Source organism: Pseudomonas fluorescens, assembly GCF_900636825.1.
Lineage (GTDB): Bacteria > Pseudomonadota > Gammaproteobacteria > Pseudomonadales > Pseudomonadaceae > Aquipseudomonas > Aquipseudomonas fluorescens_BG.
Map to the genome: position 1 here is coordinate 2547884 of NZ_LR134318.1, position 16457 is coordinate 2564340.

Genomic DNA, 16457 nt, shown 5'->3' on the forward strand with positions numbered 1-16457 from the left:
GTTTTTGCAGGCCTGCGGCATCTTTGCAACCAAAGTGTGGCAATCAAAAAGGATCTCGTAGTGATGCTCGCTCGCCCATCCCGTCGTCGTACCCGTGTTCTGTCCTCCCAGCGTGAAGCCGTGGAGCCGACGCTGTGGCTGCTCAAGCCGTTGGCGCACGCCGTGGCGTTGTGTCTGATGGCGGGCAGTGCGCAGGCGCAGACGGCGTTCAGTTCGGGCTGGTTTGCCGCCAAGGGCGCTGCGCAACAAGCAGCGGCGGCGCGGCCGAGCATGGGTGGCTTGCCGGGCATGACCCCGCCACTGGCTCAACAACAGAAGGCCAATCAGCAGCTGCAGCGTTCGATCCAGACATTGAACAATACTGTCGCCGCGATTGCCGCGCAGCAAGCAGCGCAAGCGGCCGGTCGTGCGGCGGCGTTGGGCACAGTGCAGTTTGTGCCGGACGGTCTGGGTGAGGGCGGTTTGAAAGTAGATAACAGCCTCGCCCAGGGTTGGCAGAACGCCAAGGGCCCGCAGCAGACTCAGGCTGACGGCAAGACCACGGTGAAGATCGAGCAGACCGCCGACAAGGCGATTCTGAATTGGGAAACCTTCAACGTCGGTCGCAACACCACGGTCGAGTTCGCTCAGCAAGCGAACTGGGCGGTGCTCAACCGGGTCAACGACCCGAGCGCGCGGGCCAGTCAGATCCAGGGCCAGATCAAGGGCGCTGGCACGGTAATGCTGGTCAACCGCAACGGCATCGTGTTCAGCGGCAGCAGTCAGGTCAATGTGCGCAACCTGGTGGCAGCGGCGGCCAATATCACCGACATACAGTTCCGCGACCGTGGGCTGTATTTCGACAGCACCGGCACTCAGCCGACGTTCACCGATGCGGCTGGCAAGGTGCTGGTGGAGCGCGGCGCGTCGATCGAGACCCACAAACCGGCGGTTTCCACCGACGCCGGTGGCTATGCGTTGCTGCTCGGCAATGAAGTGCAGAACGACGGCAGCATCAGCACGCCGAAGGGCCAGACGGTGATGGCCGCCGGTGATCGTTTCTACATCCGCAAAGGCTCGGGCACTGAGGGTAATGCCTTTTCGACGACGTTCGGCAGTGAGGTTACGCCGGGCTTCATGCCCGGGGCCGTTGCCGGCAAAGTCAGCAACAACGGGCTGATTCAATCCGCCACTGGCGATATCACCCTGGCTGGTCATGAGGTGGTGCAGAACGGTGTTTTGCTCGCCAGCACGTCGGTGTCCACGCGTGGCACGATTCATTTGTCCAACCCGAGCACCGACAGCACCGGCAGCGTCACGCTGGGGCAGGGCAGCGCCACGGCGATCATGCTCGACAGCAGCGACCTGACGGCGCTCGACAGTCAACGTGACGCGGCGCTGACCGGGGTCAACGCCAACAACCGTATCCGAGGCGATCAATCGCGCATCGAGATTCAAAGCGGCGGCAGCGCCGAGTTCCAGAACGGCTCGATTACCTTGGCCACTGGCGGCCAGGTCGCGGTCAGTGCGCAACGTCGCAGCCTGGTGCGTGATGGCGCGATGATCGATGTGTCCGGGGCGCTCGGCGTCAAGGTCGCGATGGAAAACAACAACATCAAGATCAACGTGCAAGGTAACGAACAGCGCGATGCGTCGGTCAACCGCGAGAAGGGCGCGCTCAACAGCAACGATATTTGGGTCGATGTGCGTGAGCTGGTTTACGTGCCCGCCGGCACCAACGGCTACGCCACTGATCGCTGGTACACCGCGGGTGGCTTGCTGGAGGTCGGCGGTTATCTCGGGACGCAGGGTCACAGCATCGGCGAGTGGATGGCGCAGGGCGGTACGGTGAGTTTCGCTGGCAACGACGTGGTCACCGAAAAGGGTTCTTTGATCAATCTGTCCGGCGGCACGCTGGATGTGCAGAGCGGCGAGATCCGTCAGAGTTGGCTGCGTGGCGCCGACGGTAAATTGTATGAAGTCTCCAGGGCGCCCGGCGATCTGCTCTACACCGGTCTGTACAAAGGCTATGAAGTCAATAGCGAACGCTGGGGCCAGACGAATTATTTCTACAACCCGCTGATTGCCCCGCGCTCACGGTTTGAGTCGGGCTACACCGTGGGCCGCGATGCCGGGCAACTGGTGATCGCCACCGCCAACGCTGTGCTCGATGGGCAGATGATTGGCGAGGTGTATCAGGGCGAACGGCAGAATCAGGCGCCGAAACCGGTGCTGGATGGCTATGAACAAAGTCAGACAGCGTTGGCGCGGCGTGCGCAGTTGATCGTCGGCAGTTACGACCCGAGCTATGTCGCGGCGGCGAGTGGCTTGTTGTACACGCTCAATCCAACGTTGGACCAAGTGCAGATTGGCGGCGAGCGGCCAGCCGCTGGCAGTGATCTGGACCTGAGCGGTGCGGTGTCCGATGCGCGCAAGGGCACGTTGTATCTCGATAATGACCAACTCAATGGTTTCCGCCTCGGAGCGATCAAAGTCGCGGCCAGGGATCAGGTCGCAGTCGATGGCGCACTCACGGTCGATAACGGTGGCGACATCACCCTGTATGCCCCCGACATACAGATCGGCGCCGACCTGACCGCACGCGGCGGCAGTCTGCGTCTGGGCAACGTGCTCAATCAATTCCTCAGCAGCGATACCGCCGACACTCGGCTCACGGCCAAGGCCGACAACGCAACGCAAGTCAAAGTCGCCGAACGCGTGCGCCTCGACACGCGCGGCGTGTGGAGCAACCTGCGCACCAACCCTGACGATGGCGCAAGTCTCGCCTATCTGAATGGCGGTTTGCTGTCGATCCGCAGCAGTGGCGATATCGATATTGGCGCGGGCAGTCTGCTCGATGTGTCTTCCGGCGGTGCCGTATTGGCCAACGGCAAGACCCGAGGCGGCAAGGGTGGTGACCTGACGCTGGAATCCAGTGCAATTTCGGCGCCCGGTAAATCTCATCTCAACCTTGAAGGTGAACTGCGCGGCTACGGTGTAACGGGTGGCGGCACGCTGACGGTGCAGGCCAACAAAATACTTGTCGGTCAGGCTGACAAGGTGCTGGCAGACAATACGCTGCAACTGTCCGGTGATCTGTTCAGCAAGGGTTTTTCCGCTTACAACCTGATCGGTCTGAGCGGGCTGGACGTTGCCGATAACACCCTGATTGACGTGAACATGCCGGTGTACCGTTTCGGTGATGCCGCGTCCAATCAGGTCAGCGGCGTCGACCCGCAAACGGCGATGGAACTGTGGACGCCGACGTTATTTCAGCAAAACCCGACCAAGGGGCCGCTCACCCAACGCGCCGGCGCCAGTCTGACGCTGCAGGGCGGCGCCAGCCTGATCGGCTTGATCGATGCCGCCAACAGCACGTTGACCCTGGGCCGTGGTTCGCGCATCAGTGTCGATCCGGGGCAGAGCATCAAGCTGCGAGGCGCCGGGCAGATCACGGTCGAAGGTGAGCTGAATGCCTGGGGCGGGACGATCGATATTCGTCAGCAGCAGTTCGGCTCGATCAACCCGGGTACCTCCAATCAAGTGGCGGATTCGAATGCGCACAACCGTTCGATCTGGATCGGCGAGCAGGCCGTACTGGATGTCGCCGGGCGCGCCAATACGGCCATTGATGTCTTGGGGCGCACTTACGGTCAGGTCGGCAAGGGCGGCAGCATCATCATCGGCGGCGAAATAGATTCGAAACTGGCCACGGCGACCGCCGCCGACGCTTACGTGATTGTGCGTCCCGGTGCCCTGCTGGAGGCCTCTGGCACCGAGGCCATTCTGGATATCGCCGGGCAGGGGCCGACACGCGTCGCAACGGATGGCGGGCGCATCAGCCTGAGTTCCTACAACGGCTTGGTCGTGGATGGCGACTTGCGTGCGGCGGCCGGAGGCGTCGGCGCTGCCGGCGGGCGTCTGGAGCTGGCGCTTGAAACCCCGCTGTACATGGACTCGGCAAGCAATGCGGTGCGTGCGCCGCGGGAAATGGTCATCAGCCAGGCTTTGTCGGAACCCCTTGCTGCGAATCTGCGACCGGGCGAGCGCGCTGATGGCCTGAGCTATGGTCGCGCAAACCTGAGCGCGGAGCACCTGATGACCGGCGGCTTCGACAACCTGAGCCTGCTGAGCAACGGCCTGCTGTCGTTTGACGGTGACGTCAATTTGCACATGAACCAGAGCCTCAATCTGTATGCCGGCGCGCTCGCGCTGACGGAAACTTCAACAGATATGGCACGTATCGATCTGAGCGCGCCGTACCTGCGTATGTCCGGTGTCGGTACTTACTTTGAAGCGCCCACCATGACGCGGCCACGGGTGACCCTCAACCCCACGACCCGACTGTCGCAGGCATCGTTCAATGCATCGGCGAGCCTGCTTGATGTGGGCAACGGGATATCGTTCGGTACGCAGGGTGCGATCTTGCAATCGCAAGGGCATGCCGTTGCATACAGTCGCCGGGCATTTGGCTTGGTGTCCCTCGACAGCAGCGGTGACTTGCGCTTCCTCGCACCCAATGACCGTGCCGAAAAAACCCGCCTGTGGGCCCCGGGTGACTTGAATCTCGGAGCTGCGCAAATCTACCCCGCCACGGGCGTCCAGGCTGACGTTCGCGCCGGCTATCAGGGCGCCGACCGGGCAAGCGATCACACCCTGCGGATCAGCGGTCGCGGTGCAGCACCTGCGGCGGTGCCTTACTCGGTATTCGGCAGTTTGAGCCTGACCGCGGGCACCATTGAGCAAGGCGGGGTGATCCGTGCACCGTTGGGCCTGATTACCCTGGGTGACGATCTCCTGACCACCACAAGCGAGGTGCGCCTGTTGCCGGGCAGCGTGACGTCGGTCAGCGCCGCCGGGCTGGTCATGCCTTACGGTGGCACCACGGACGGCATCGACTATCGCTACAACGACAAATCTGTCGTATTGAATGGCATTACTGGCGAAACCAATGGCGTGGTCGTCAACTCGCAATACATCGATGTACAGAGTGGCGCGACCATTGATCTGTCCGGTGGTGGTGACCTTCGTGGTGCCGGTTTCGTTTCCGGGCGCGGCGGCTCCACCGATGCCCGTCTGAATCCGCTGGTACGCAACGCCGCCGACGGCAGCTTCAGCTTGCCGGGGCTGGCGAGTAATCCGGTCTACGCCATCGTCCCGGGCAATCAGAGCGTCTACGCGCCGGTGTTGGCAGAGGCCGCAGCGGTGGATCCCCGTGTCGGCCAGCAGATCACCGTAGGCGCGGGCGTGCCCGGTCTCGCAGCTGGGACCTACACCTTGTTGCCCTCCAATTTCGCCCTGTTGCCGGGAGCGTTCCGGGTTGAAGTCAACGGTCAGGCGACGCCGAGCGGGACGACGCGTGCACTGCCACTGCGCAACGGTTCCTGGACCAGCAGCGGGCAGATGTCGATTGCCAATACCGGTTTGCGTGACAGCCTCGCCAGTCAGGTAATTTTGACCTCGGCCGATGTTTTGCGCCGCTACTCGCAATACAACGAAACCAGCCTGACCCAATTCATTGACAGCGATGCCGCACGACGGGGCGTGCCGCGTGCGTTGGCGCCCATGGACGGCAAGACGCTGGACTTGCGTCTGAGCGCCGGTGGCGAACAAGACATTGCTTTGCAGTTCAACGGGCAGGCGCTGTTCAAGGCCGCCGACGGTGGCTTTACCGGCACCGCTGTGCTGCGCGGGGGCAACGCTGGCGCGAACTTTGAAATCCTCGGCGCTGGACATGCACCAACGGCTGACTTCAATGGCGTGTCGGTCTACGCTGACACGCTCAACAACCTCAATGCCGGACGCCTGAGCATTGGTGCGATGCCGAAAGTTGTCTACAGCAACTCGGCCAACATCATCGGTTTCGTCGGCACCAGCACCGATATTGTTCTGCGTGAAGGGGCCATCCTGTCGGCGCCGGAAGTCTTGTTGCGCACCACGTCGACCCTTGGCGGCATCACGGTCGAAGCGGGGGCGGGGATCAATACACTGGGGCGTGGCGATGTGGCCTACGACTCCACGGCCGGCTATTTCTATCAGCCTGACCAATCCAGCCTGTTGCTCGCTTCCAACGGCTGGACTCATGTTCTGGCGCCAAAAGCGGCCAGCGGCATTTCCGGCGGCGGCAGCATCCGCATCGGTGTCTGCACGACGGCTGTGTGCAGCAATCCAGCAATCCTTTATTCGGACGGCAGTCTGACAGCCGCCACGGATAATCAATTCGAACTCGACGAAGCGGTGCGCTTCGGCACGCGCCACCTGGCGCTCTCAGTCGGTTCGGTCAACGCCGGCAGTGCCGAGGCGCTGGCAGCGGCAGGCAGTCGCGTACCGACTGGCCTGACCCTGAACCAGAACGTGCTCAATCGCTTGCTGCGTGGTGATACGCAATATGGCGCGCCGGCGCTGGAAACCCTGAGCCTGACCACCCGCGATGCCTTCAATTTCTTCGGCAGCGTCAGCCTCGACACGCTTGATCCGCAGACCGGCCAGAGCAAGCTGCAGAACCTGGTGCTGGCCACCCCGGCGATCTACGGGCTGGGCGATGCCAACGACGTGGCGAGCATCCGCACCGCCAATCTGATCTGGAATGGCGCCACGCAAAGTCCGGGCGGCGTCATCACTGATGGCGCCGGCACGGGCAGCGGCACCTTGGACATTCAGGCGCAACGCATCGAATTGGGTTACGGCCCGATGCCGCAAGCGAGTGGGATGGACCAGAACAATCGTCTGGCCTTGGGTTTTGCCAACGTCAACCTGACGGCCAGCGAGCGCATTACCGCCAATCACAAGGGCAGCCTCGCGGTGTATCAGGAGCAGGGCGCTTACGATCCGCTCAAGGGTTACAGCTACAGCGGCGGCAACCTGAATCTGCGTACACCGTTGCTCACCGGTGAAGCGGCGTCGGTCAGTGTGCTCAAGGCTGGCAATAATCTGACGCTCAGCGGCGGCGGGGCTGCTGGGGCGGCGAACGCTTTGGGTGCCGAGTTGAGTCTTGAGGCGCGCAATATTGTCCTCGACAGCCGCATTGCATTGGCCAGCGGCAAGCTGACGGTGAAGTCCGAAGGCGATTTGACCCTCGGCAATGCTGCGGTGCTGGACATGGCCGGGCGTACGTTGCCGTTCAACGATGTGAGCAAATACAGCTGGGGCGGGGACGTGTCGCTGTACAGCGCCAACGGCAATATTCATCAGGCGGCGGGCTCGCGGATTGATCTGTCGGCAAAGAACAATCAGGCCGGCAATCTCACCGTCACTGCCTTGGCTGACGCAGCCGGGGTGGTCGATCTGCAGGGCGAGATCGTCGGCAGCAGCAGCGGTTATTACGATGCCGGCGGCACGCTGGTGCCTTACAAGTCTGGTGGCGTGGACATCCGCGCGCAAAATCTCGGCGGGGATGCCACCGCGCAGTTTGCCGCGCTCAATCAACGCCTGAACGTCGGACAAGTGTTCGGCAGCCGCAGTTTGCAGCTCAAGCAAGGCAATCTGCTGATCGGCGATGGCCTCAAAGCCAGTGAAGTCAACGTTTCGGTGGACAATGGCAGCCTGACCGTGGCCGGTCTGATCGACGCCAGTGGCGAGCGCGTTGGCAACATTCGTCTGTCGGCGAAAAACGGTTTGACCCTGGCCGGCAATAGCGTGCTCGACGCCCATGGTCGTGTGCTGCGCGTCGACAGCTACGGCAAGATCATCGATGCGCCGAACCGCGCCATGGTTGAACTCAACTCCGGCGGCGGCGTGCTCACGCTGGCCTCGGGCGCGCGGATCGATCTGCGTCACGGCACCGATGCAGTGCCAGGCTATCTGGCGGGGCAAAACGATGGAATGCTGCGCGGCACCCTGGAGCTGAACGCTCCACGTCTGGGCAGCAATGACATCGCCATTGACGCCAGCGGTGCGTTGACCATTCAAGGCGCTCGCTCGATTGGCCTCAACGGCACACGCCGCTACACCGATGCCCGTGATGGCCTCGATCAGGCAGTCAGTGGCCGACCGTATCAAGTGATCGATCAAGCCATGCTCGATCGTATTCATGGCGACAGCGACAGCTTCATCAATGCCGCGCTGGGCAACAACGATCTGCTGCAACGCAAACTCGCCGGGCTGAACAACGCCACTTACGCTGATGCATTGCATCTGCGCCCCGGCGTGGAAATCGCCAGCAAAACCGCCGACGGCGATCTGGTGGTGGAGGGCGATCTGGACTTGTCCGGTTATCGCTATGCCAGCCTCAATCCGCACACGCGCTTGAACCCGTCGGTGTATGGCTCCGGTGAGGCCGGTAACCTGGTCATCCGCGCGGGTGGCAACCTGGATATTTACGGCAGCATCAACGACGGCTTCGCGCCGCCACCGGAAACTCAGGATGACGCTGGCTGGAAATTGATTGCTGGTGTGCAGCCATTCGGTGGCGATCTGATCGTGCCGGGCAGCGGTGTTTCGCTGGCTGAAGGGACGCAATTTCCGGTCGGCGCCACGCTCAACTATGACGTGACGATTCAGGGCGCGGTATTGGCTAACGGTACGTTGCTGCCGACTCAAGCAGTGTTGGCTGAGGCGTATACCTTCAGCGCTGGCACGGTGTTGGCCGGGGCTGTTCATGATGCCAGCGGCAATCTGCTGTATGCGGCAGGGACGTTGCTCACTGACAGCGTGACGCTGCCGGCGGACAGTCGTTTGGGCGCGGGCATTCGCTTGAACAAAGCGACAAATCTGCAAGCCATGAACTGGCCCAAAGGTGTGCCGCTGCCGGCGGTGTACGATGCCGATTCGCCCAGCACTTCCGGAGTGAAGTTGAGTGGTTCGCTGGCATTGCTGCGTGGCTCGCTGATTCCTTCCATGACCGATGTGAAACTGGCCGACGGCACGTCTTTGATCGAGCTCCGCCCCTTCAATGGCACACAACAAGGTAAAAACTGGGCGGTGGCGAGCATGCTGCCTGCGGGCAGTGCCTCCTGGTCGATGCGTGCGGTGGCCGGCGCCGATCTTGGGGCGGCGGACACCCGCGGGGTGAAGCCGGTATTGACTGATGGCAATCTGCGACTGGCCGATACTCATTACGGTGTGACCGTGACGACGGGTACCGGAACAATGGTCTGGGCTCCAGGCAATCCCTACGATCTGCCGGGGTATAACCCGGTGCCCGATGACCAGTTGTTCATGTGCGATCTGATTCCGGGACTTTGTCAGCCGATGGCGCGTTGGGTTTGGGCGCCAGGCAGCGGGTTGGGGGGTGATTACGAACCAGTGCCTGAAGATGCGCTGATCCTTTGCGACATCTATCCGGACCTGTGTATCGGCAATAATCCGGGCACAACCGCCAAAGCTCATAGCCAGATGTTCAGCGTCCTGCGCACCGGCACGGGGGATCTCGACCTGATCGCCGCCGGCAACCTGAGCATGGACTCGCCGTTCGGCGTGTATACCGCTGGTACTCAGTCCACCAACGTCGATCCGCTGTACAACCAGAAACGCGGGCATTTGTCGGACAGCAATTCGGTACTGGGCACGGCGGGTGCTGACTATGAGAAATGGGTCAACGGTGGCGCGGACAGCTTGTATCAGGCCTGGTATCCGCAGATGGGCGGCAACCTGACGATCAACGCCGGGGGCTCGGTAACCGGGGACTCGGTGGGCACCAAAGTTCAGGGTGTCGGCGGCCTCCGCGAGCAAATCGCCAGTGTGGCGGTCGGCAACTGGCTGTGGCGCCAAGGCACCGCAAGCGCGGATATGCCTACGGCCTGGTGGATCAACTTCGGCAGCTATGCGACTCAGCCGATGCCCGTTGACGGTATGAGCGCCGAGCCTTACCTGGTGGGCTTCACCGGTTTTGGCACGTTGGGGGGCGGCAATATCAGCCTGCGTGCAGGGCAGGATGCGGGCATGCTCAAGCCTTTGGGCGAGACGAGAACCAATCCGCGCAGCCAGGGACTGATCGTCGCGGTGGGCAGCACCGGTCGAGTTGCCAGCGATGGCAGCGTGCAAATGACCGGTGGCGGTGATATGGAAATTCGCATCGGCGGTACGCTTAACCCGCTGCTGCAAACCACGGCCCTTGGCGTCGTTGCGCCAAACCATGATCTGCAAGGCGCACTGATCAACCTGCGCGGTGCGGCGCAATTGGCGGGCGGTGCGCTTGGCGGCATCAAATTGCAGTACGGCGGCTTGCCGACCCTTCATGATGCTCGGGAAACTCGCACGCTTGATCCGTTCACCTCGACCACCAGTAGCGCTTTCGGTGGGCTGGTGGTGATTCCGGGTGACTCGGGCATGAGCATCAAGACACGAGGTGATCTGGTGCTGGGCGGCGCGACGGACCCGGGTCGCGTGAGCTTGATGAACGCCACACCGGTTTTCGACGCCAACGGCAGCATTGCGCAAGGCGGGACTCTGAGTGGCTTCTCGCTGTGGACCGACCACACCGCCATCGACCTGTTTTCAGCCGGCGGCAACCTGACACCCAGCACGCAGATCGGTGAATTCAATGGTTCGCTTGGGGTGGTCAACGGTCGCAATACTTCACCCACCGATGGCCGATTCGTCTATCCGTCGATTCTGCGCGCGGTGGCAGCTCAGGGGTCGATTTATGCCGGGCCGTCCGCAACGTTCACCAACGGTAATAACAGCCCGCTGATCGGTTATTCATTATTGCTGGCGCCCTCCAAGTCCGGGCAGCTTGAGCTCCTCGCGGCTGACTCTATCTATGCCGGGGGCTATGCAATCAACCAGTCCGGCGCCAGCCCGCTGGCCATCGCCACGCCCTTCAATCCGGCGTTCAATACGTTCGCCAACAGCAACGCCGGCAAACCGGTCGCTACCAACTACAGCAGCGACGGCGTTTCATCGGCCGCCAACACGCGTTATCCGTTGTTCGCCTTCGGTCCCAATAGCTACTCGGGCCTGAATGATGTCGCACAGCCGGCGCGGTTTTATGCATTGACTGGCGACCTGGTAGGCGTGCGCAGTGGCGAGACGTTGAATTTCACGATTTCCAAGGGCACTTGGTATGAGGGCGCGGGGCCCGTATGGATGATTGCCGGGCGCGACATTGTCGCGTCCGGGACAAATCTGGGACAACCAACTTACATACCCCAGGGCCTCATGGGCGTTGGTATTGAAGACATCACCTCCATCGGTAACTTGTTCATTCACAATGATCTGCGAGATGTATCGCGGGTGTCGGCCGGTCGCGACATTCTTTACAGCAGTTTCGACATTGCCGGGCCGGGCACGCTGGACATCAATGCCGGGCGCAACATCCTCCTGGAGAACCGCGCCAGCATTACCAGCCTCGGCTCGCTTGTGGCCGGGGATCAGCGGCCTGGCGCCAGCGTGGTATTGCAGGCCGGCGCGGGCGCGCAGGGGCCGAATTACTCGCGCTTCATCGCGCGTTACCTGAACCCGCAGAACACTGCCAATCCGAATGCCTCTCTCAACGGCCAGCCGGGCAAAGTGGTCAAAACCTACCTCGACGAATTGCAGAGCTGGCTGACCCTCGGCTATGGCTTCAGCGGTGATGCCGAGCAGGCCCAGGCATTTTTCTCCGCGCTGCCAGGTGCCGAGCAAGCGATCTTCGCGCGGCAGGTGTACTTCGCCGAACTGCGTGCCGGTGGCCTCGAATACAACGATGTCGACGGTCCACGGCAGGGCAGCTACCTGCGGGGTCGCAATGCCATCGCCGCGTTGTTTCCGACTACCGATGTGGCGGGCAATGCGATCCGTTACGACGGGGACATCACGATGTACGGCGGAGCCGGGGTCAAGACCCTGTTCGGCGGTGACATCCAGATGCTCACTCCCGGCGGCGGTCAGGTGTTCGGCATCGAAGGCGCGGCACCACCGTCGACGGCGGGGATCATCACCCAAGGCTCGGGCAACATTCAGCTCTATTCGCAGGGCAGTATCTTGCTCGGCCAGAGCCGCATCATGACGACGTTTGGCGGCTCGATTCTTGGCTGGTCGGCCGAGGGCGACATCAACGCCGGTCGCGGCTCGAAAACCACCGTGGTCTACACCCCGCCGAAACGCGTGTACGACACCTGGGGCAACGTCACGCTGTCGCCGTCGGTGCCCAGCACGGGTGCCGGTATCGCCACGCTCAATCCGATTGCCGAAGTGGCACCGGGCGACATCGACCTGATCGCGCCGCTGGGCACCATCGACGCGGGTGAGGCGGGGATTCGCGTGTCGGGCAACGTCAACATTGCCGCACTGACCGTGGTCAACGCCGCGAACATTTCGGTGCAGGGCAAGTCGACCGGCGTGCCGGTGGTGTCGGCGGTGAATACCGGAGCGATCACCTCAGCCAGCTCGGCTGCATCGTCGGCCACGCAAGCGGCGGAAGACGTCGCGCGTCAGCAGCAGGCGGCGTCGCGGCAGAATCAGGCCTCGGTGTTCACCGTACAAGTGCTGAGCTTCGGCAACGAACAACTCGCCCCATCGCGCGATGGCGCAAGCCGCGCGCCGGCCTCGGGTTACAACCCCGACAGCCCGGTGCAAGTGCTGGGGGCCGGGGCCCTGGATGAACAGGCGAAACAGCAGTTGACCGAGGAGGAGCGTGGGCAACTGACTTTGTAAAAGACTCTCGTGTAGTACTTTGGGCGGCCAGTTGGCCGCCCTTTTTTTGAGGTGGTGAACGTGACGCATTGATCCAAATAGTCGATCTTGCGCTACCTGTGTAGGAGCTGCCGCAGGCTGCGATCTTTTGATCTTGATCTTCTAACCGATTGAAGATCAAAAGATCGCAGCCTTCGGCAGCTCCTACATCCATCACCTTCAACGCCACAAATCCGCCGGCCACAGGTAAACTCTCGCGCACTTTCCAAGGAGTTCACATGAGTCAGTACCAGCCGGGCATTCTTGCCACCCCTGTTCCGTCGCAAGCACGTCACTTGTTCTTCGCCCTTGCGTCGGTTGAAGCGCTGCCGCAGGCGCTCGACAACCTGATGAGTCAGGTGGACGGCGCGTCGGCGGTGGTCGGTTTTGGTGAGTCGCTCGTCAAGGCCCTCAACGTGCAGATCGACGGCCTGCGCAGCTTCCCTGCAATGACGGGCGTTGGCGTGAACAACCCGTCGACCCAGCATGCGTTGTGGGTGTGGTTGCACGGTGTCGATCGCGGCGAACTGCTCAACCGTTGCAATGCCCTCGAAGCAGCGCTCGCCCCGGCGCTGCGTCTGGTCGACATGCAGGAAGCCTTCCGCCACAAGGACGGCCACGACCTGACCGGTTACGAAGACGGCACCGAAAATCCCCATGACCAAGCAGCCATCGCGGCCGCGCTGCAAAGTCAGGGCGGCGAAGGGCTGGTCGGCGGCAGCTTCGCCGCGATTCAGCAGTGGCAGCACGACCTCAAGGGTTTCCACGCGTTGTCCGCCAATGACAAGGACGACATCATGGGCCGTCGCCTCAGCGACAACGAGGAAATCGAAGAAGCGCCGATCTCCGCCCACGTCAAACGCACCGCGCAGGAAAGCTTTGCCCCGGAAGCCTTTGTCGTCCGCCGCTCGATGCCGTGGATCGAAGGTGATCGCGCCGGCCTGATGTTCCTCGCTTTCGGCTTTTCGCTGGACGCCTTCGAAGCGCAACTGCGGCGCATGAGCGGTCTCGAAGACGGCATCGCCGATGGCCTGTATCGCATCAGCCGGCCGATCACCGGCGGCTACTACTGGTGCCCGCCGCGCAAGGACGGCCACCTCGATCTGCGCGCCCTGCGCATCGGCTGAAGAAACAGACACGGCCGCGCCTGTCCGTAGCGAATCACAACACCGGCATTCACTGGACAAGCGCTCATGGATCAGATCCTCAAACGTTAAGATCAAAAGATCGCTGCCTTCGGCAAGCTCCTACAGGTGAATCGCATTTCAACTGTAGGAGCTTCCGAAGGCTGCGATCTTTTGCTTTTCCAGGGCGAATCTAAGGTTATGCCCAAACAATATTTCTCACCTTGTCATAACAATTCTAAGATCACGTCATAACTCGTTATAACAAGTGATCGATGATGACCGATAACGTTCTCTCCTTATCAAGTGTCCCGCTGCACACCCAACTGCGCGACGTCCTCCGTGCGCGCATTCTTGATGGCGAATATCCACAAGACAGCCAGATGCCCTCCGAAAGCGAACTCGGTGCGCTGTTCAAAGTCAGCCGCATTACCGTGCGCCAGGCTTTGGGCGATCTGCAAAAGGAAGGGCTGATCTTCAAGATCCACGGCAAAGGCACCTTCGTCGCCAAACCGAAGACCTTTCAGAACGTCAGCAGCCTGCAAGGCCTCGCCGAATCCATGACCGGGCGAGGCTACGAAGTGATCAATCGCTTGCGCAGTTTCAAATTCATCGCCGCGGACAAGCGTGTCGCCGAGCGTTTGCAAGTAGCCGAAGGCGAGATCGTTGCGCAGATCAAACGCGTACGCCTGATCAACCGTGAGCCGATCTCGCTGGAAATTACCTACCTGCCCAAAGCCGTCGGCGAGCGCCTGGAAAAAGCCGATCTGGTCACCCGCGACATCTTCCTGATTCTCGAAAACGACTGCGGCATCGCCTTGGGTCACGCCGATCTGGCCATCGACGCGGTGCTCGCCGACAGCGATCTGACCCAGGCGCTGAACGTCGAGGCCGGCTCGCCGATCATGCGCATCGAGCGCCTCACCCATGATGCGCAGGGCCAGCCGCTGGACTTCGAACATCTTTACTACCGTGGCGATGCGTTCCAGTACCGCCTGCGGATCGACCGGCAAAAAGGGGAGCAGGCATGACCCGCAACGTTCATGAGCAAGAATACGACATCGTCGTGATTGGCGGCGGTACGGCCGGGCCGATGGCCGCAATCAAGGCCAAAGAGAAGAACCGCGATTTGCGTGTGCTGCTGGTCGACAAGGCCAACGTCAAACGCAGCGGCGCGATCAGCATGGGCATGGACGGGCTGAACAACGCGATCATTCCAGGCCACTCGACACCGGAGCAGTACACCAAGGAAATCACCATCGCCAACGACGGCATCGTCAACCAGGCTGCCGTTTACGCCTATGCGACGCACAGCTTTGAAACCATCGAGCAGCTGGACCGCTGGGGCGTGAAATTCGAGAAGGATGAAACCGGCGACTACGCGGTGAAAAAGGTTCACCACATGGGCGCCTATGTGCTGCCGATGCCGGAAGGGCACGACATCAAAAAGGTGCTTTATCGCCAACTCAAACGCGCGCGGGTGAGCATCACCAATCGGCTGGTGTGCACGCGTTTGCTGACCGACGAGGAGGGCGCGGTCAACGGTGTGATGGGCTTCGACTGCCGCACTGCCGACTTTCATGTGATCAAGGCCAAAGCCGTGATCCTTGCGTGCGGCGCGGCCGGGCGTCTCGGCCTGCCATCGTCGGGTTACTTGATGGGCACCTACGAAAACCCGACCAACGCTGGCGACGGCTATGCGATGGCCTATCACGCCGGCGCCGAACTGGCCAACCTCGAGTGCTTCCAGATCAACCCGCTGATCAAGGATTACAATGGTCCGGCCTGCGCCTACGTCACCGGCCCGCTGGGTGGCTACACCGCCAACAACAAGGGCGAACGCTTCATCGAATGCGACTACTGGAGCGGGCAGATGATGTGGGAATTTCACCAGGAGCTGGAAAGCGGCAACGGCCCGGTGTTCCTCAAACTCGATCACTTGGCTGAGGAAACCATCCAGAACATCGAGGAGATTCTGCACAGCAACGAGCGCCCCAGCCGTGGCCAGTTCCACGCTAATCGCGGCACTGATTACCGCACGCAGATGGTGGAAATGCACATCTCCGAGATCGGCTTCTGCAGTGGTCACTCGGCGTCCGGCGTGTGGGTCAACGAGCGCGCCGAGACGTCGGTGAAAGGCTTGTATTCGGCCGGCGACATGGCGGCGGTGCCGCACAACTACATGCTCGGCGCGTTCACTTACGGCTGGTTCGCCGGGCACAACGCCGCGGATTTTGTCGCCGGACGCGAGTTTTCCGCGCTCGATGCCGAGCAGATCGCAAAGGAAAAGGCTCGGGTCTACGCACCGTTGGATCGCGAACAGGGTCTGCCACCGGCGCAGGTCGAGTACAAGCTGCGGCGCTTCGTCAACGATTACCTGCAGCCGCCGAAGGTCACCAAAAAAATGCAGATCGGCCTGCAACGGTTCAGCGACATTGAGCGCGATCTCGAGCAGATGAAGGCGAACAACGCGCACGAGCTGATGCGCGCGATGGAAACCAGCGTCATCCGCGACTGCGCCGAAATGGCCGCCCGTGCCTCGCTGTTCCGCGCTGAAAGCCGTTGGGGCCTGTATCACTATCGCGTCGATCATCCGCAGCGCAACGACAGCGAATGGTTCTGTCATTGCCATTTGAAAAAGGGCGAGGACGGCCGAATGACCAGTTTCAAGAAAGCCATCGAACCCTACATCATCCCGCTCGATGCCGAGGAAATGCAGGCATACGACCGCTTGCGCGTCGGCGCTTTCGCCGCTTGAGACAT

General features: G+C 61.7%; 4 protein-coding genes. All 4 read left to right on the forward strand.

The window, feature by feature from the left end:
- Positions 1-63 precede the first annotated feature (63 nt).
- The 4 genes from EL257_RS11570 to EL257_RS11585 all read left to right on the forward strand — a co-directional run bounded on the left by EL257_RS11570 (position 64) and on the right by EL257_RS11585 (position 16452).
- Positions 64-12552 carry a filamentous haemagglutinin family protein gene (locus EL257_RS11570; RefSeq protein ID WP_126362658.1) on the forward strand — a complete coding sequence of 4163 codons (12489 nt, stop codon included), beginning with the start codon at positions 64-66 and terminating at the stop codon, positions 12550-12552.
- Between the two features lie 257 nt (positions 12553-12809).
- Positions 12810-13697: a Dyp-type peroxidase gene (locus EL257_RS11575; RefSeq protein WP_126362660.1), complete on the forward strand. Its 888-nt coding sequence runs from the start codon at positions 12810-12812 to the stop codon at positions 13695-13697.
- Between the two features lie 275 nt (positions 13698-13972).
- On the forward strand, positions 13973-14725 hold the full coding sequence (locus EL257_RS11580) for a GntR family transcriptional regulator (protein ID WP_126368057.1): 753 nt from the start codon (positions 13973-13975) through the stop codon (positions 14723-14725).
- Positions 14722-16452, forward strand: a complete 1731-nt coding sequence (locus tag EL257_RS11585; RefSeq protein ID WP_126362662.1) for a fumarate reductase/succinate dehydrogenase flavoprotein subunit — start codon at positions 14722-14724, stop codon at positions 16450-16452. Before EL257_RS11580 ends, EL257_RS11585 begins: the two co-directional genes overlap by 4 nt.
- Positions 16453-16457 lie beyond the last annotated feature (5 nt).